We start from the raw sequence: 16,547 nt of genomic DNA, 5'->3' as shown, positions 1-16,547 counted from the left end.
TATGTTGAATATTCGTCGTATTAGCCCACGAGAAGTGCAAATGCGCGCTTTGCAGCAGCGTTATCAACCTGATGCCGATGTCGTTGTACCTAAATCAGGGGAGCGTTATTTTCGTCTGACGTTAGTGAGCGAGAAGGAAACCGTACAGGGGCTCATGCATGTCGGTGAATGGTGTGATTATCGTTGGCCAACATTGATACATTATGCATGGGATGCCCTTAATGAGGCAGATTTGGTTAGCTTGTTTCATTCTGAATACCCTAGGACTCTTTTTTTCTCCGAACGTTTCCGTTGCCGAAATATTGAAATTATTGATGATGAGAGTGTCACTCAGCATTGGTTATGTGTGCATGAGTCTCACCTAGGAAAAGTGTTGCTGTCCTCTCCAATTAATGGGGTAGCACGGCAACCAGTCGAAAATCGTTTTATAGAATGTTTGCGATTACAAGCAGATTGGATATTAGGCCATAGCGATATCAGCGTGAAGCTGTTGCAATCCATCGAATTACACGATGTGTTGTATATCCAAAAATTACAACTGCATATGTCAATTGCAGGGCGTCTGTTTGCCCGTTTTCAAAAACAACAAGAAGGCCAATTTATGATTGAGGAAATGATTGATTCGGAGACTGAAAATAACACTGAGGCGTCAACGGAAGCACTGATTGATGAAGTCGTGCAACCATTTGATGTAAATACGTTATCGGTCAAACTGACATTTGTATTAGGTCACAGTGAAATCACGATTAATGAGTTAGCGAATATGCAGCTTGGCTCAATATATTCCATTGGTGAGAATAAAGAGCGCGAAGTTAAAGTTTATGCAAATAAACAGTTTATTGCGGAAGGGGAGCTAATCTATATTGGCGATAGTGATGAGTTAGGTTTAGAAATCACCCGTCTTGGCAATTTAGGCGATAGAAGGCTTTAATATGTCTATCGTATCTAATGAAATTCCGCTATTAGCTGTTATTTCTCTTGCTACATTACTGCCGTTTCTTATTGCGGCAGGTACCTGCTATCTCAAAATATCTATTGTATTAATTATGGTACGTAATGCGATGGGGGTACAGCAGGTACCGTCAACGATGGCATTAAACGGTATTGCAATGCTGTTATCTTTATTTGTCATGATGCCCGTTGTTCAAGATATTAATCATTATATGCGTGAAGAAAAGGTGGATTTTACGCGTGTGGAATCGGTCGATAATTTTGTTGAAGGTGGATTAGGCCGTTATAAAGCATATTTACTAAAATATTCCGATCCTGAACTCGTCAATTTTTTTGAGTCCGTACAAAAAGGCACGAATGAAGAAATTAATTATATAGAAGAGGGTCAGACAACACTTTTTTCATTATTACCTGCTTATGCATTAAGTGAAATTAAATCTGCATTTGAAATTGGTTTTTATATCTATTTGCCTTTTGTGGTCATTGATCTGGTGATCTCTAGCATTCTTTTAGCGCTCGGTATGATGATGATGAGCCCTGTCACTATATCAGTGCCGGTAAAATTGATTTTATTTGTAGCTATTGACGGGTGGTCACTCATTTCCAAAGGACTAGTGATGCAATACTTTGAATTAGCACAACAATAATGAGGAAATGCCATGGATGCAATTATTTATAGTAGCAATAAGGCGATGTTACTGATTGTTATATTATCGGCACTTCCTATTATTGTTGCGACGGTTGTCGGCTTATTTGTTGGCCTGATTCAAACGGTGACGCAACTTCAAGAGCAAACATTACCTTTTGGTATTAAGTTACTGGCAGTGTTTGGTTCTTTATTTATGATTTCAGGTTGGTTGGCTGATAAAGTCATGAACTATGCGCTAGAAGTATTCACAATGGCAATTCCTGCCATAGGGTCGTTAGGATGAATCAAGATATATTGTCTTTTTATTCATCGCTCTATTTTACGTTTCAACAGCAATTAACCATCGTCGCGATTGCTTGGATACGAATTGCGCCTACCCTTTTTTTTCTGCCATTTCTCAGTAATAAGTTACTGAATAGCAGCGTGATTAAAAGCTGTGTCACGATTTATATTGCATTAGGATTATGGCCTTTTTTATCTGCCCATGAATTTCAATGGGAGAATGTCAGTGTTGTTGAGGTGGTTGTTTATGAATTGACGATAGGGGTCGTGATCGCGTTTATGTTAGCGTTGCCGTTTATGATTGCGAGTGTTATCGGCGAGCTAATTGATACGCAACGCGGTGAAACAATCAGTAGTATTGTTGACCCTGCAAGCGGTAGTGAATCATCTGAGCTGGCTGTCTTCATCAGTTATATCATCTGTATGATCTTTCTATCGCAGGGGGGAATGGTATTATTAGTCAAAACGTTTGCTCAAAGTTATCAAACCCTTCCTTTCGCGGCTGGATTCACTCAATTTAATAGTTTACCTATAGGGGAATGGATTAATCAGATGGTGGTGAAAGGGGTTACATTAGCATCCCCTATTTTAGTCACTCTATTTATTAGTGAAGTTGCGCTGGGGTTATATTCCCGATTCTGCCCTCAACTTAATGCCTTTTCTTTATCATTAGCAATCAAATCAATTATCGCATTTATTGTCTTTTTACTCTATTTTCAAAATGAAATACCAGAAATTTTAGTCAATTTAATTTCACTTTCGACACTGAATGAAATTTTCAATTCTTCGATGCCATAATCGAGAGAGTATAAGATGGCAGAAAAAACCGAACAGCCTACTGAGAAAAAAATTAAAGACTCTGCCAAAAAAGGGCAAAGTTTTAAAAGTAAAGATAGTGTTGCCGCATTAGTTTTAGTTGTGAGTGCCTATGTGATTTCAGGCGCCACCAGTTTATTTGAAATTGGGGGCTTGATGAGGCGTCTTTTATTATCACCTAATGACATTAATATTGATAAGCTATTTTCAGAATTTATTGGTATTTTTTTTGTGATTGTTTCTCCGGTGCTATTAGCGAGTTTTCTTTCAGGTTCAATAATCTCCTTATTACAGAGCCGCTTTCGTTTAGCAACAGAGGCAATAAAAATTGATTTTTCTAAATTAAACCCTATTTCTGGGATAAAAAAGATATTTTCGCTCAATTCACTTAAGGAGTTGGTTAAAGCCTTTCTATATCTCATTGTTTTTTCAATTTCTGCGAGTGTCTTTTTTTTCTTATGGCGACACGATATTTTTTTACTTTATCGGACAACAATAAATGGCATGATTTATCAGTGGGTTGATCTCTGTATGAGTTTTGTTGTGGTTTTTTTAGCCGTGGCGTTACTGATCATTATTATTGATGTCATTACCGAGTTTTTCCTATTTATTAAAGGCTTAAAGATGGAAAAACAGGAGGTAAAAAAAGAGTATAAAGATAATGAAGGTGATCCTCATTTAAAAAGCGCGCGTAAAGGTTTGCATCATGAAATACTGTCTGAAGAAGTAAAAGCAAATGTCCGTAATTCAACCTTTGTTATGGCAAATCCAACCCATATCGCGATGTTAATTTATTATGATGATAATATAGCGCCATTACCTTTTTTATTATTTAAAAGTCGTGGTCTACAGGCCAAAATGATTATTAAATATGCAGAGCAACAAGGAATACCGGTTGTCAGAGATATTCCATTAGCACGAAAAATATGGCGTTATTATCGAAAAGACAGTTTTATTGATGAACATTGCTTACAAGATGTTATGCAAATCATTAATTGGTTATTACGTATTGAATTAGAAAAAATGGGAATATTTGTTGATGACGAATTGATGAGATTAATTAATGAAGAGGAAGTGACTCAAGAAAATAACCAAAATTAATTGTTTGCTAATAATATCGTTTTTTATAAGAGAATTAAACATTGATTAATTAAGATGCAACTATCACTGTGGAGCATCTTATATCTTCAATAACTTATGGGGTTAATATATGAAGAGTGAAAAAGAGCAACAACCCGTTGATATGGATGAGTTACTTGAAAGTATTACGTCTGCTTTAATGAATGGCTCAACATATAAAGATATTCATGGTATTTCACAAGATATGATGGATGGAATTTATGCCTATGCATATGAATTTTATCAGCAAGGTAAATTAAAAGAAGCGGAGACTTTTTTTCGTTTTCTCAGTATTTATGACTTCTATAATACCGATTATGTCATGGGATTAGCGGCTGTTTATCAATTAACTAAACGTTATGAAAAAGCCTCTGAATTATATGCGTTAGCGTTTGTTTTAGCGAAACATGACTATCGACCATTATTTCATGCAGGCCAATGTAATTTAATGTTGAAAAAGAGTAGTGCTGCTTTGCATTGTTTTGAGAGTGTTTGTGACAGTAGTACCGATAGTGAGTTAAAAGCCAAATCGCAGGCTTACCTTAATGCATTGAAAAAGAATCTTGAAAAGACTGATTCAGCGCAGGAAGACTCTTCAATAAAGTAGAGGAAATAATATGGCATCAATGACAAATATAACATCTGACAGAATAGGTTTAGTTAAAGCCTTTCAACAAGGTGTTAATCCATTAGAAATGGGGGAAAACATCGCTAAAGCGGTGTTAAGTATGGAGGTTGCATGCGAAGAATTAACATCCAATGAACAAATGAAACGCAGTAAGCTAGAAAGCCAGCCACAACTGCAAGAACCGAAAAAAGGGGTGAATGCCAGAGTCTCCATGTTGGAGGCCTTCTCGTCGATACGTAAGATATTAGGTGAAAATAATATCAATGAATTACGTAATCAACTGCACCAATTAAATATTGAATCGGAAGCACTAAAACAACAAGGGGAATCCTTATTAAATTCGTTTTCAGAGAGTACCAAAAAACTGGAAACAAAAAAACAAGAAGTCGCGTCGATTAAACAAGCAGTAGAAAAAGTTGAAACTCGGTTAAATAAGCTGACAGTAACCCAAAATCAGCGACAGACCGATATTGATGATAATACTCAGCAACAAAACGCAGTGAATAAGGAATTGGTCACGGCACAATCAAACCTATCCTCATTAGCAAAAGAACCTAGAACAGCAGAGACATTGTCAAAGTTTCATCAATTAACGCAGTTAGTTAACACACTAACATCCGAACTGGCTCATTTACAGGAAAAAGGGCAACAGCTTATTTTGCAGCGGAATGATGTGACCGCGCAAATGAGTCAGGTAGAGGCTGAACTCGCGGTACTTAGTCCACAACTTGAAGATGCGTATAAGGTTCTCACTGGGCTTGCTCAGAGTGCCGATAGTGATCGAAGTGTATTAAATAATTTTATTGATACCGCCCCTCGCCCTGTTGAAGTGGATGGTGAGAAGTGGGAAAACACTCTTGCGCTATTAACGATGTTGACCGCATCGCTGAAAAAAGCGATGAATGAAGACTCTATTCGTAGTATGAAAGAGCAGGAAGAGGTGATGGCTAAGATCAGCGAAGCCTCTCGTAAAGATTCAGAAAAAAAAGCCAAAGAAGCTGAAGAGGCTCAACATAAAGCTGACGCTGCGAATAAAGCGGCATCATGTGCCAGTAAGATTTTTAGCTACGTCATGTTAGCAGTATCGGTTATTGCGACAGTTGCAACATTCGGCGCGGCTGCCCCATTAACACTCGCTGTTGCTGCCATCGGTATCGCAATTTCGGTCACTGATATCGTGTTGGAAGAGACGGGTAATGCCAGTTTAATGCAGATGCTAGCAACGGAAATTTCAAATGTTGTCACGGATATGCTGGTGTCGTTTGGAATGTCTGTGGAAGAGGCGAAAAAGATTGGTAGCATTGTTGGCATGGTAGTTGCGGCTGTCGCTTTTCTGGCCCTCTCTTTGGTTTCTATGTCCTCTTTTGTGAAAAACATCGCCAATACCGTAAAAACAGTCGCCAAAGTGGCGGCAAATTCACTTAAAACGGTCGTAAAAAGCACAGTGAAGGCGATAACGAATACGATCATCAACCTCGTTAAAAAGCTACTTAGCAAAATAAAAACGTTAGGTAAAGCCGCGGATGACATGGTGGTATTAACGAAATTGACTAAATTGACGGATGCGGCGGAGGAGTTGCAAAGTACAGTCAAAACCGCCAATCAGGTCGCGAAGAAAGCTCGTGATATCAAAAATATTGCGAAAGCAGCCGATAGAACGCATGAACAGGCTGACAGTGCGAAAAGTGCAGCGAAAAACGTAAATAAGATCAATGAACAGACTGACGGCATCAAAGATACGGTGAAAACGGTTGATAAGATGCATCAGCAAGCAGATAGCGTCAAAGATACGGTGAAGGTGGTCGATAATGCTGCTGATCGGATTGATGATATTGCTGAGATCGTTGATACAGGGAAAAAACTGGGAAAACAGAGTCTATTAGCGTCACGCGTAGAGGTCGGCGCGAAAGGGGCTGGCGTTGCTACGTCAGTAACAAGCACGGTCACTGTTGGGGCATTACGTTTAGAAGGGGCGGCACAATTACGAGAGCTTAAGAAGTTATTCGCCAAAATGATGATGAATGATGAAATTATTAAAGTTCTCGATGAGTTGCTGGAGTCCCTGATTAAGATGCTGTCAAAGCAATACGAAGTGTTTAATCACCTATTCACTGACACGCTGACATCACTGAAACAATCCAACGACCGTAAAGCCAGTGCAGTCAATCTCTCTAATTATGCCTAATTCTCATCAAGGAACCCTACTATGACGACAATTTCATCACCAACGCAGTTTTCTATGCCAACTCAAAAGTTAGACAATCTTGAGGAGGGAGCTGTTTTGACGGGTCGTGATACTCAAACGCTGTCAACACCAGCCGCTGCACCGCAAGTCTCTATCAGAGATGCCGTTGAGATTACGGTACCAAGATCACAAGATAAGCCGTTATTAAAGCGCCCTGAGCAAGCGACTGTTAACCCATCGCTCCTGTTTGATGCGAAAAACATGAATAAGGCGGAGCTTGAAGAAACATCGAAAGTGATCGGTGGTTTTTCATCGGCTTACGCCAACCTTCAAGCGCATATTGCGGTAACGGCAACCAAAGTTGAAAACGCCGTAAGAGAAGTGATCGCGGAAGAAAATAGCAAGTTGGAAAACATGTTTCCAACGATAGCGAATTTGGACGAAAGTGAGATCAAGCAATTATCTCAAGGGGTTAACTTAATGCTGGCGGCATCTGCAATTAAAGATGTGCAAGTGGCTCAAGCAAATAGTGAAGATGTAAAACTTGGAATTCAGTCTTTTGATGCAATAAAAGATAGCCAATTTATCGGCATTATGAGTAGCGATATTTTAATGGAGCTACGTAATCTATTGAGTCAGATTAAGTCGATCATTAATACGACAGACCGCCAACTGCAAGCCGATTTTTTAAAATTAAAAGCAAAAATGGTGCAGAGCGCGGCAGATACGACGATCAAAGAAGGTGAGAAAGCGTTTCTTGGCGCGGTATTAGGTTTTGCGGTATCGATGGGGGTCACGCTGGCGGGAGCGGCATTACAAACTAAGCAGTTAGTGAAGCAAACGAAAGCGATCAATATGCATGGTGTAGCAAGGAATCAGCATACTTCGAGCGCGCAGGATTCGATTGAATTGAGTCGTGCATCAACCATCAAAACGACGAATAAGGCCCTGAATCAGCAAAATGATTTGGCAAGTTTACGTCACCAAGATGCCGGAAGACGTAGTCAACTAAAAGCAGATGAGCATCAAACAAAACTGGATAAAATCACCAATCAAACACAAAAGAAATCCAGCATTATTGAGAGTGTGACTCGTCTATCTGATAACGCGGGGCAGCTAGTGACATCTGCTGTGCAAATGGATGTGAAGGCATTGGAAGCACAAAAAATGGTCTTGCAAGATATTGGTGATACTGCACGGTCTATCGCCAATGATAAAGAGAAGCAGATCGATACGGTTTTGGATCTGATGAAAAAAGTATTCGATATCCTTAAAGACGTTATTGAAGGGCAGATCAGAACTTTCCAAGCTGTTGCAACGAGGGGTTAAATCGATGAGTATGAGTGAAATTAATCCAATGCTCCCACAGTGTAATCCCATAACCACTTCCGCTAACAGACTCATGGCACAGAGCAATTTACAGCTCAGCCCAGTAGGGGGGAATTTTGTGGTCGATAGGGCAACGAACCCAGAAGAGCAGGCTGAAGCTGTTTTAAAATATTATGATATGTATGTACCTGATAAAGTTTATCAATACACAGATAGGCAAGAAACAGAGGAAGACATTAAGGTAAAATCCCGCTTAGTTGAGCGCGAATTAAAAAATACCACAGATTTCTATAATAGTGCTTCCACTAAAATTGCTGCGGAGGTTATTCAAGATGGTCGATCTCATATAACCAGTATTTTTAATGTCATTAACGATGTGAATTTAGATTATCAGAAAAGTTTTGGTGAAATTACTAAAGCGGCAACCCAATTTATGGAAAAAGTTAATAAGGGGTTGGGCGCGATTAGCCAATGTTTAGATAGTGGTAGTAATGGTTATATTAAGTTTAATAAGCAAAAGTTTTTTAATTTACTAAAGGATAGTTTGCAAGATTATACTTATGCGCACACTAAAAATTTTTGGGAGCACAGTTTAAGCATAGATAACATTAATAATGTGATTAAGCCAATGGCTCGCTTTGATAGCAAACCGGGTATGTTAGCTTTTTGGCAAAAAAAATTGAATGGGCAAGGCTTTTTAGTTAAAGAAATAGATCACACTATCTATATTTATCCTGATATGCAGCCGATAAAAGATATTTATGAAACCGTTAATCCAATCATGGGGGCGAGTACGCCAGAAGGGGAGATGATGGTGCAGACTTTCCAAAGTATGCAAACGGCGATAGATAGTAAAAAGAATGCGGTTAATAATAGCGTATCGCGTTTATTAGAAACCTTTCGACAAGATAATAGCCATTTTGAGACACTGACTCAGTTGTTAATTCAATTATTAAAAGACCTATTTCAATATAATGTTGCTTTTGCCAATACCTAATTAGTTTTAATTTTCCCATTATTTAAATGAGATATAATCATATTATATCTCATTACCTTCAGATATTAATGATAGAAATATAATGAAGAGTAATATTCTATGCGACCAAATTCATTAGCGCCTTTCAATAGCTATATAGATACACATTCGACTAAAAGAGTGGGTGTCACTAGCCAAAATATGTTCATGGCAAATCATATTGGGAATGTTTCTAGTGTAGCAGAAACCTCGCCTCTAGAAGCTAAACAAACTATGGCTATTCAAGCGGATAGTATCGCGTTACATCGACAACTGAATGATGTTAAAGCGAATAAAATAGCAGAGATGTTAGGCAGTGAAGCCTTAAAGTATCATATCACTCCTGAGAGTATTCATCATATCTTACAGGAAGATAGAAATCATATTAATGCCGTATTAACCTCCTTTTCATTATTAAATAGAGAGGAAATAACCCCTGCCTTAATCAAGCATACGGCAAAAGTGGTTTCGGCTGCATCGGAGAAGTCAAAAGCAGTAGCAAGTCAATCTCTCAGTAAAGAGTTACAAAATATCTTAGCTAAGTTGCCCAATCAGGCCAATACCCTTAAACAGCGCTTTTTAGCTGAGTATGTTACACCTGCTATCAAGGCAAAGCTGAATGAAAATTACACGGATAGCCAACTAAAATCGATGGCGGGGCTGTCGCCTGAACAGTCTGTTGATGATGCAACATTGGTCACTCATTTTTTAACGGGTTCACTGCTGCAAGGCAAAACGGCGCGCTTTGATAACGCGATGCAAGCTTATCAAAAACATAATCTCTGGGCAGATAAAAATGCCTGCTTGGAACAAGGATTTCGTGCCTTAGAGGAGCATATTGAGACAATCGGTTTGAATGTGCCAACGACCCCAGCCGCATTGTCGTCACCTGAATCAAAAATGACCGAAAAGCCTCCGGTCACTCAGCGAAATGTCCCGCTATCTTCTGCCGCTTCACCGCAGCCAGATGATGTGGATGGTATGCCGTATCGTACCAGCGACCAAGCATCAGCACCGGTCATCAATAATTATTATATAACCAATAACTATGCATGCCCTCATTGCATTAATAAGGTCTCTGATACGTCGAATCATTATGCTAATGCGACAGCAACGGTAACCATTGACGGTGTCACCACGTTACCGACAGCCCAGAGTCAAACCGTTACGCCCAAAAGTGCAGCATCAGCAGCAGATGCGCCGACAAGCTACCGAACTGAATTGCATGTTCAGCTCAACGATGAAGGAAAAACAGTTAAAGGAAGTGGCTCGTTACCACAGAATAATGTGGTTCAGACTGACTATAACGCGCCTTCTCAGCAGCCGTTAAAAGATAAACCGAGTGATGAACTATCAGAGACGACACGGCAGCCAGTAGAGGGTAAGGCAGCACCTTTGCTGCAATCCAACCAAGAAAAACAAGCACCGGCGTCCTCTTCTCGACAGCAACAAGTGGGGGGATATACACGTACAGCGGAGGGAAAATGGCTATCAAACACCCAAAAAATCAACCCGTTTGTGCTCACCAGTCGGGGATTTAACCAAAGTACAAATCCTTTGGAAAGGCAGCGGTATCGGGCGGGTGACTCGAATACTGAGAGTACAAAACTGTTTGCTCAAAACCCGAAGGAGCCACCGCAGAAAGCCGTGGATGGCATTGACGACCAGCTGTTGGAAGAACATGTGACACAACTTACCGATCACCTCTTTGATGCTCATATACAAACGGTGAGCAATTCACGTTTGGTGGATACGGCCAAACAAGTGGTCGTTGAATTAAGCAATATGCTTGATGTCGCGAAGGGTTCTGCCATGGAGCTGAAAAACAACGCATTAGATCCTGAATTAGACACACAAAAATCGTTAGGCAATAAACAGCCGTTGGGCGAGCAATCGACAGCAAGTACGCTATTAAAGGGGCATATTAGTGGAGTCTATCACGCGAAGGTGGCACAGGTTGTAGAGGAGCAGCCAATGACAGCTTCTGAGATTGAAAAGGCGCCTGCCGAACCTATTCGAGAGATAGCGCCCTCGAAGGAAAAATTAGATGGTGATACGACGGAGAAGAAATATCGTTGGCAGGTTAATACGGATAATAGGGTATATGCGACGTCAGGTGGTCAGGCGAGAGATTTGTCACGGAAAAAACACTATATCGGCAATGACCAGCGGTTTAAATTAGGAAGTGGGTCATGAGTACCCGTCATTTAATTCATCAAACATGGCTTACCGAGCAAATAAAAGCGATCCGCACCTATTCGGGTATCGATAAACCCATTGAGATGGATTCAGCATTAATTTTAGACTTGCATATCGATTCGTTGGAAATGCTCGAGTTAATTACGGCTATTGAAAATTATACTGGCCAACCATTAAACGATAGTATCTGGGTAAAATGGTATCGATTACAGGATATTGTCGACTACCTTTCTCAAGGGAATACCTTGAAATAGTGTGTATATAATGGCCTGAATGACAAGGATGTCCGGGTCATATTAACGATGAACCACGCGCGCTATCAATAATGAATATTAAGTTCTTTTCTAATTAATATTAAATTTTAACCACATTAAACTGCTTATTTATTCTATTAAAAAATATTTTTAGTATTGATAGTAAAAAATAGCTCCCTACTCGCATTTTCACAACATTAACAGTCACAAAATAAATCCTATTTAGCCGGTTAAAGATCATTTAATCAAAACTCAAAAGACAGTCATGCTATTGGTGAATCGTTATCAAAGGGCGAGTTAATTTTACGAATGGAAGTGGGTGTCAGGTCATCATAAAACGATGTGTTTTCAGGATTTAAATGAAAAATTTATTTTAAAATAATAAAAAATAGAAAATGAAAAATAACGACCTCAATTGAGTAATTTTATTTATGTTCTTTATATAACAATAAGTTGATAACAATAAAATATATTTTATAAAATAAAAATTACATTAATTTATCATCTCATGAAATCGATCACAGAATATACGATTCGTTAAATATATATTTCGAAACATTAATTTCATTATCTGGAGATGGGAATGAATGCGATTTCAGCGAGATATACTTTTATTCGCCAAGTTGCTCTTGAAGCCGGCAAATTAGCGGTATCCTACTATTATGACCGAAACCAACTCAACATTGAAAAGAAAAAAGAGGATGGGCAGGACTTAGTCACTATTGCGGATAAAAATACTGAACAATTTATTCGTGAGAAAATTCACCAACAATATCCCCTCGATACTTTATTTGGTGAAGAAGGGGGTTATACACAAGGTGCATCAGAATATACTTGGGTCGTTGACCCTATTGATGGTACTAGTGCATTTATTTTTGGGTTGCCTTCTTGGTGTATTTCGATAGCCCTCTTGGATGAACAACAAAATACACAAATCGCGGTTGTTTATGACCCCGTACAGGATGAATTATTTCATGCAATGGCGGGTCATGGGGCTTATTTAAATCAATCACCTATCAAAGTTAATGCGGTTCAATCCCTGAATGAAGGTTTGCTTGGTGTCGGGATTTCAACTCGCATATCACCTAAATACATTATTCCTTTTTTAGATAAATTACTTCATGAAAAAGGGATGTTTGTCCGCAATGGTTCTGCTGCATTAATGTTGGCTTATGTAGCCGCAGGCAAGCTAATTGGTTACTACGAACCTCATCTAAATTCATGGGACTGTCTTGCAGGCTTATTGTTAATTCAAGAAGCCGGAGGGGTTATGAATAATTATAGAGCGAAAGATAATTTTCTCCTTAAAGGAAATTATGTATTGGCATCGAGTCCAAAGATATATCAGCAACTCGAATCATTTAGAGAATAAAATAATAAAACCACGAAAAGGCTAATAACATGAGTTCTAAATTTTCTTTTTTTGATATAAAAAGGCTACCGACAGGAAAAATTCCCCTCTCTGTACAACGCGATTTATGGTTAAGAAAGTTTATGGAGCCATTCTTTGTGATGTGTTTGGCTTATACAGGGATCTATTTTCTTCGCTATAATTTTAAAGCCGCTACCCCGTTTATTATTGAACAAACAGATTTCACTTTGAGTGATTTGGGCACGGTGGGTTTTGGTTTCTCTATTACTTATAGTCTAGGCCGTGTGCTCCTTTCCTATTATATTGATGGCAAAAATACGAAGAAAATACTCAGCTTCTTACTTATGCTGTCTTGTGCATCTTCATTTGCGATCGGCATGTTTTTACTGTCATCAGGGCATTCTCTTGGTATTTTTATTTTCTTATGGGCACTCACGGGGTTATTTCAGGCTCCTGGAGGTCCTTGCTCTAACTCAACCATTAACCGTTGGACACCCAGAAAAAATCGGGGTCGGTTTATCTCTTGGTGGAACGCATCACACAATATAGGTGCTATTTTGGCTGGGCCAATCGCCTTATTCGGGATGGAATATGCTTTTAACGGTAATGTGGCAGGGATGTTTATTTTCCCGATTTTATTTGCGGGTGTCATTGCTACATTTGGGATGTTTTTTGGTAAAGATGACCCATCAGAATTAGGTTGGAACACACCAGAAGAAATTTTTGACGAGCCAGTTTCTAAAGATGATACCGCCGCAGAAAGTATGTCAAAGTCAGAAATTTTCATCAAATATGTTCTGAAAAATCCGGCAGTTTGGTTTCTATGCTTAGCTAACCTCTGTGTGTATACCATTCGTATTGGTGTCGATAACTGGAGTGTTGCCTACGTTAAAATGGCACTTGATTGGGATGATATCTCTGCTATTGGTACGATTACAGCGCTCGAATTAGGGGGATTTTTAGGCTCACTCACTTGGGGGTATGTCTCCGATAAAATGGGGGGACGCCGTGCATTACTCGGTATGTTATGTATGATCTCCGTCATCTTCCCATTAATTGCTTACCAAAATATGTCCAGTGTCTGGGGCATTTATATTGCACTCTTTTTTGAAGGCTTCTTTATTTTCGGACCTGTGATTTTGATTGGTATTTCAATCATTGGCTTTGCACCTAAGTGTGCAACGGCGGTGGTTAACTCAATTCCGGGCTTTTTTGGTTACTTATTCGGTGATGGGATGGCTAAAGTCCTAGTTTCTCGTATCGCAGACCCAACCGGCAACGGTATCTCGGTAGGTGGATTTACACTTCATGGCTGGTCGGATACTTTCTATCTGTTATTTGCTGCAACCGCAGTAGGGATAGTGATGCTGGGTGTCGTGGCTATCTATGAAGAACGCAAGATCCGTCGCGATAATCGACTCATTCAGTAAAAGTGTGGTGACTCCCCCATCGATAAGATGGGGGCGTTTTTTGATCAATGTTATTCGATGTTGAAGAAACATTCATAGACATGCTGTAAGTGGTCATGCATGCATCTTGCTGCTTCTTTTGGATTTCTATCTAGAATCGCATTGACGATTAATTGGTGATCTTCGTTCATCGTTTTGGGTAAATCAATATCGGCATAGTGAGATTCCATGCGGATAAAACGTGTTGATTGGCGCATATCCCACAGATGTTCCATCATACTATGCAACACTTCATTTCCTGTCATTTCACTGATCAGCAAATGAAAACGTTTATCTTCGCGCAAAAAGTTTTCGTCATTGTCTTTCTGCTTGATGAGATCTTTCATTATTTCTTGTAATTCAGCGCATTGCTCATCTGTTGCATTACGAGCTGCGAGTTCTGCAATCATAGTTTCGAAAGATTGCCTCGCTTTCAACAAATCACGTAAGCTGAATTCGGTTTCATCTTTTTCTGGTGTTGCACTGACGGTTTCTTTTTTAGATTCAACCTGTGGTAATGGATTGGCGACATAAACACCATTTCCAACTCGAATTTCAATCCAACCTGTCATTTCTAATGCAATAAAGGCTTCACGGATGGATGATCGGCTGACTTCCATCTGTTTTGCAAGTTCTCGCTCAGAAGGCAACGGCTCTCCTGCGTTGAAATCGCCACGTTTTATACACTCAATAATAAGGTTTGAGATCTGGCGGTACAATCGTTCAACTTTCAGTGGGGCTAATGCCATGTTAATTCCTCGGTATTCTCATCCTATCGCCACATATCATACGCTCTAATCGCTGCTAGCTACTAATCTGAATGATAAAAAAACAGATTTGTGAGCCATATCAAGTTAATTTTTTTCAAATTCAATAACTATAATACCGGCCTGACCACCTGACAATCGAGCCACCAGTCATTCAGGTATCATACAATTATAATTACTTTTTTGAGGATGTAACTATGCAGAGTTCAGCATCTGACATAACACCCGATAATATTGCAAAAACCGCCAGGATTAAGAAAATTCAACGTATCTCGTTACTGCTGCTGTTTTTGGCAGGGATCATTAATTTCCTTGACCGAGGTTCGCTTTCGGTTGCTAACGAAGCGATTCGTGCTGATTTAGGGCTTTCAGCAACTCAATTCGGTGTTTTATTATCTGCTTTTTCATTGTCTTACGGTATTTCACAGCTACCATCAGGTTTATTACTCGATAAATTTGGACCTCGTATTGTTTTAGGCGCAGGATTGATTTTTTGGTCAACAATGCAAGGCATGGCGGGTTTGATCCAAAACTTTTGGCAATTTATTGCATTACGAATTGGCCTCGGAGTGGGTGAAGCGCCCTTTATGCCGAGTGGTGTAAAGGTCGTTAATGATTGGTTTAGTGCGAAAGAGCGAGGTATTCCGATGGGAATATTTAACTCCTCTACGACGATTGGCCAAGCTTTTGCTCCACCAATCTTAGTTGCGCTCATGTTGGCTTTTGGCTGGCGAATGATGTTTATCATCATCGGGGTTGCAGGCATTCTGATTGGTATTTGTTGGTATGCGTATTATCGCAACCGTGAGTCATTAAAGCTGTCAGAAGACGATTTGAAATATCTCAATTCCGGCCGTGATGAAACCCCAAAACAGAAAGTGACGCTTAAAGAGTGGGGCGCCTTGTTCAAAAAGCGTACTGTTTGGGGAATGATTTTAGGTTTCAGTGGTGTGAACTATACGGGATGGCTATATCTTGCTTGGTTGCCGGGGTATTTACAGGCAGAACGGGGATTAAGTCTCGCGAATACGGGATGGGTTGCCGCAATTCCATTCTTATTCGGTTCGCTCGGTATGTTAGTCAATGGCATGGTGGCAGACCGCTTAGCAAAAAAAGGTTATTCATTAATGAATAGCCGCAAAATTTTAATCTGTTTAGGACTGATTTGTTCCGCGGCTTGCACGCTCTTAGTTGTGCAATCGACTTCCACCACTATGGCGGTCGCATTTATCAGTTTAGCGCTGTTCTTTGTGCATTTTGCTGGCACTTCTTGCTGGGGATTAGTGCAAGTGGTGACGCCTAGCAAAATGGTCGCTTCCGTCAGTAGTATTCAAAACTTTGGTAGCTTCATTTTTGCGTCATTCGCACCGATTGTTACTGGTTGGGTATTAGACACCACGGGTTCATTTAATTGGGCGCTAATCGTTTGCTCTATGGTGACATTCGCGGGCGCATTAGCTTACTTCTTCATCGTTAAAGCACCGATCGAAGAAACTGTTACACAATAAATTTAAGGGCACGATACGGTGCCCA

General features: G+C 39.8%; 15 protein-coding genes. 14 read left to right on the top strand and 1 reads right to left on the bottom strand.

Features of this window, described 5'->3' with window-relative positions:
- Position 1: 1 nt before the first annotated feature.
- The 13 genes from O7C57_RS19440 to uhpT all read left to right on the top strand — a co-directional run bounded on the left by O7C57_RS19440 (position 2) and on the right by uhpT (position 14,229).
- Entirely contained in the window at positions 2 to 931 is a 930-nt protein-coding gene (locus O7C57_RS19440) for a FliM/FliN family flagellar motor switch protein (protein ID WP_269723462.1), read from the top strand.
- A gap of 1 nt (position 932) precedes the next feature.
- A complete protein-coding gene (locus tag O7C57_RS19435) occupies positions 933 to 1,598 on the top strand; it encodes an EscR/YscR/HrcR family type III secretion system export apparatus protein (RefSeq protein WP_196713916.1) in 666 nt (221 codons plus the stop codon).
- A 12-nt stretch (positions 1,599 to 1,610) separates the two neighbouring features.
- On the top strand, positions 1,611 to 1,883 hold the full coding sequence (sctS, locus tag O7C57_RS19430; RefSeq protein ID WP_154623044.1) for a type III secretion system export apparatus subunit SctS: 273 nt from the start codon (positions 1,611 to 1,613) through the stop codon (positions 1,881 to 1,883).
- Positions 1,880 to 2,680 carry a type III secretion system export apparatus subunit SctT gene (gene sctT, locus O7C57_RS19425; protein WP_154623043.1) on the top strand — a complete coding sequence of 267 codons (801 nt, stop codon included), beginning with the start codon at positions 1,880 to 1,882 and terminating at the stop codon, positions 2,678 to 2,680. Before sctS ends, sctT begins: the two co-directional genes overlap by 4 nt.
- A 15-nt stretch (positions 2,681 to 2,695) precedes the next feature.
- Positions 2,696 to 3,799 carry an EscU/YscU/HrcU family type III secretion system export apparatus switch protein gene (locus O7C57_RS19420; RefSeq protein ID WP_154635689.1) on the top strand — a complete coding sequence of 368 codons (1,104 nt, stop codon included), beginning with the start codon at positions 2,696 to 2,698 and terminating at the stop codon, positions 3,797 to 3,799.
- Positions 3,800 to 3,908: 109 nt separating this feature from the next.
- Positions 3,909 to 4,424 (top strand): type III secretion system translocator chaperone SicA, encoded by a 516-nt coding sequence (sicA, locus tag O7C57_RS19415; protein WP_154624776.1) that lies wholly within the window; start codon positions 3,909 to 3,911, stop codon positions 4,422 to 4,424.
- A gap of 10 nt (positions 4,425 to 4,434) precedes the next feature.
- Positions 4,435 to 6,630, top strand: a complete 2,196-nt coding sequence (gene sctE, locus O7C57_RS19410; protein ID WP_269723461.1) for a type III secretion system translocon subunit SctE — start codon at positions 4,435 to 4,437, stop codon at positions 6,628 to 6,630.
- Positions 6,631 to 6,651: 21 nt separating this feature from the next.
- Positions 6,652 to 7,959 (top strand): hypothetical protein, encoded by a 1,308-nt coding sequence (locus O7C57_RS19405; RefSeq protein WP_269723460.1) that lies wholly within the window; start codon positions 6,652 to 6,654, stop codon positions 7,957 to 7,959.
- Between the two features lie 4 nt (positions 7,960 to 7,963).
- Positions 7,964 to 8,956 carry a hypothetical protein gene (locus tag O7C57_RS19400; protein ID WP_269723459.1) on the top strand — a complete coding sequence of 331 codons (993 nt, stop codon included), beginning with the start codon at positions 7,964 to 7,966 and terminating at the stop codon, positions 8,954 to 8,956.
- 99 nt (positions 8,957 to 9,055) lie between these two features.
- Complete coding sequence (locus O7C57_RS19395) at positions 9,056 to 11,170, top strand: hypothetical protein (protein ID WP_269723458.1); 2,115 nt, start codon at positions 9,056 to 9,058, stop codon at positions 11,168 to 11,170.
- Complete coding sequence (locus O7C57_RS19390) at positions 11,167 to 11,427, top strand: acyl carrier protein (protein ID WP_154624771.1); 261 nt, start codon at positions 11,167 to 11,169, stop codon at positions 11,425 to 11,427. The genes O7C57_RS19395 and O7C57_RS19390 overlap by 4 nt, the downstream gene beginning before the upstream one ends.
- Before the next feature lie 583 nt (positions 11,428 to 12,010).
- Positions 12,011 to 12,799, top strand: a complete 789-nt coding sequence (locus O7C57_RS19385; protein WP_230085850.1) for an inositol monophosphatase family protein — start codon at positions 12,011 to 12,013, stop codon at positions 12,797 to 12,799.
- 29 nt (positions 12,800 to 12,828) lie between these two features.
- Entirely contained in the window at positions 12,829 to 14,229 is a 1,401-nt protein-coding gene (gene uhpT / locus O7C57_RS19380) for a hexose-6-phosphate:phosphate antiporter (RefSeq protein WP_163860499.1), read from the top strand.
- A 50-nt stretch (positions 14,230 to 14,279) separates the two neighbouring features.
- Here the strand turns inward: uhpT and O7C57_RS19375 are convergent, their stop codons facing one another.
- Entirely contained in the window at positions 14,280 to 14,996 is a 717-nt protein-coding gene (locus O7C57_RS19375) for a FadR/GntR family transcriptional regulator (protein ID WP_154623683.1), read from the bottom strand.
- A 215-nt stretch (positions 14,997 to 15,211) separates the two neighbouring features.
- Between O7C57_RS19375 and O7C57_RS19370 the strand changes: the two genes are divergently transcribed.
- Complete coding sequence (locus O7C57_RS19370; protein WP_163860500.1) at positions 15,212 to 16,522, top strand: MFS transporter; 1,311 nt, start codon at positions 15,212 to 15,214, stop codon at positions 16,520 to 16,522.
- Positions 16,523 to 16,547: the final 25 nt, after the last annotated feature.

Source organism: Providencia sp. 21OH12SH02B-Prov, from assembly GCF_027362595.1.
GTDB lineage: Bacteria > Pseudomonadota > Gammaproteobacteria > Enterobacterales > Enterobacteriaceae > Providencia > Providencia zhejiangensis.
This window is presented reverse-complemented; position numbering and strand designations above follow the sequence as displayed.

What these genes read in the sequence shown, in the direction of transcription:
- O7C57_RS19400 (WP_269723459.1), top strand. Translation starts at nt 7,964, where the DNA reads ATGAGTATGAGTGAAATTAATCCAATGCTCCCACAGTGTAATCCCATA.
- O7C57_RS19435 (WP_196713916.1), top strand. Translation starts at nt 933, where the DNA reads ATGTCTATCGTATCTAATGAAATTCCGCTATTAGCTGTTATTTCTCTT.
- O7C57_RS19390 (WP_154624771.1), top strand. Translation starts at nt 11,167, where the DNA reads ATGAGTACCCGTCATTTAATTCATCAAACATGGCTTACCGAGCAAATA.
- uhpT (WP_163860499.1), top strand. Translation starts at nt 12,829, where the DNA reads ATGAGTTCTAAATTTTCTTTTTTTGATATAAAAAGGCTACCGACAGGA.
- O7C57_RS19395 (WP_269723458.1), top strand. Translation starts at nt 9,056, where the DNA reads ATGCGACCAAATTCATTAGCGCCTTTCAATAGCTATATAGATACACAT.
- O7C57_RS19375 (WP_154623683.1), bottom strand. Translation starts at nt 14,996, where the DNA reads ATGGCATTAGCCCCACTGAAAGTTGAACGATTGTACCGCCAGATCTCA.
- sctS (WP_154623044.1), top strand. Translation starts at nt 1,611, where the DNA reads ATGGATGCAATTATTTATAGTAGCAATAAGGCGATGTTACTGATTGTT.
- O7C57_RS19370 (WP_163860500.1), top strand. Translation starts at nt 15,212, where the DNA reads ATGCAGAGTTCAGCATCTGACATAACACCCGATAATATTGCAAAAACC.
- sicA (WP_154624776.1), top strand. Translation starts at nt 3,909, where the DNA reads ATGAAGAGTGAAAAAGAGCAACAACCCGTTGATATGGATGAGTTACTT.
- O7C57_RS19420 (WP_154635689.1), top strand. Translation starts at nt 2,696, where the DNA reads ATGGCAGAAAAAACCGAACAGCCTACTGAGAAAAAAATTAAAGACTCT.
- O7C57_RS19385 (WP_230085850.1), top strand. Translation starts at nt 12,011, where the DNA reads ATGAATGCGATTTCAGCGAGATATACTTTTATTCGCCAAGTTGCTCTT.
- sctT (WP_154623043.1), top strand. Translation starts at nt 1,880, where the DNA reads ATGAATCAAGATATATTGTCTTTTTATTCATCGCTCTATTTTACGTTT.
- sctE (WP_269723461.1), top strand. Translation starts at nt 4,435, where the DNA reads ATGGCATCAATGACAAATATAACATCTGACAGAATAGGTTTAGTTAAA.
- O7C57_RS19440 (WP_269723462.1), top strand. Translation starts at nt 2, where the DNA reads ATGTTGAATATTCGTCGTATTAGCCCACGAGAAGTGCAAATGCGCGCT.
- O7C57_RS19405 (WP_269723460.1), top strand. Translation starts at nt 6,652, where the DNA reads ATGACGACAATTTCATCACCAACGCAGTTTTCTATGCCAACTCAAAAG.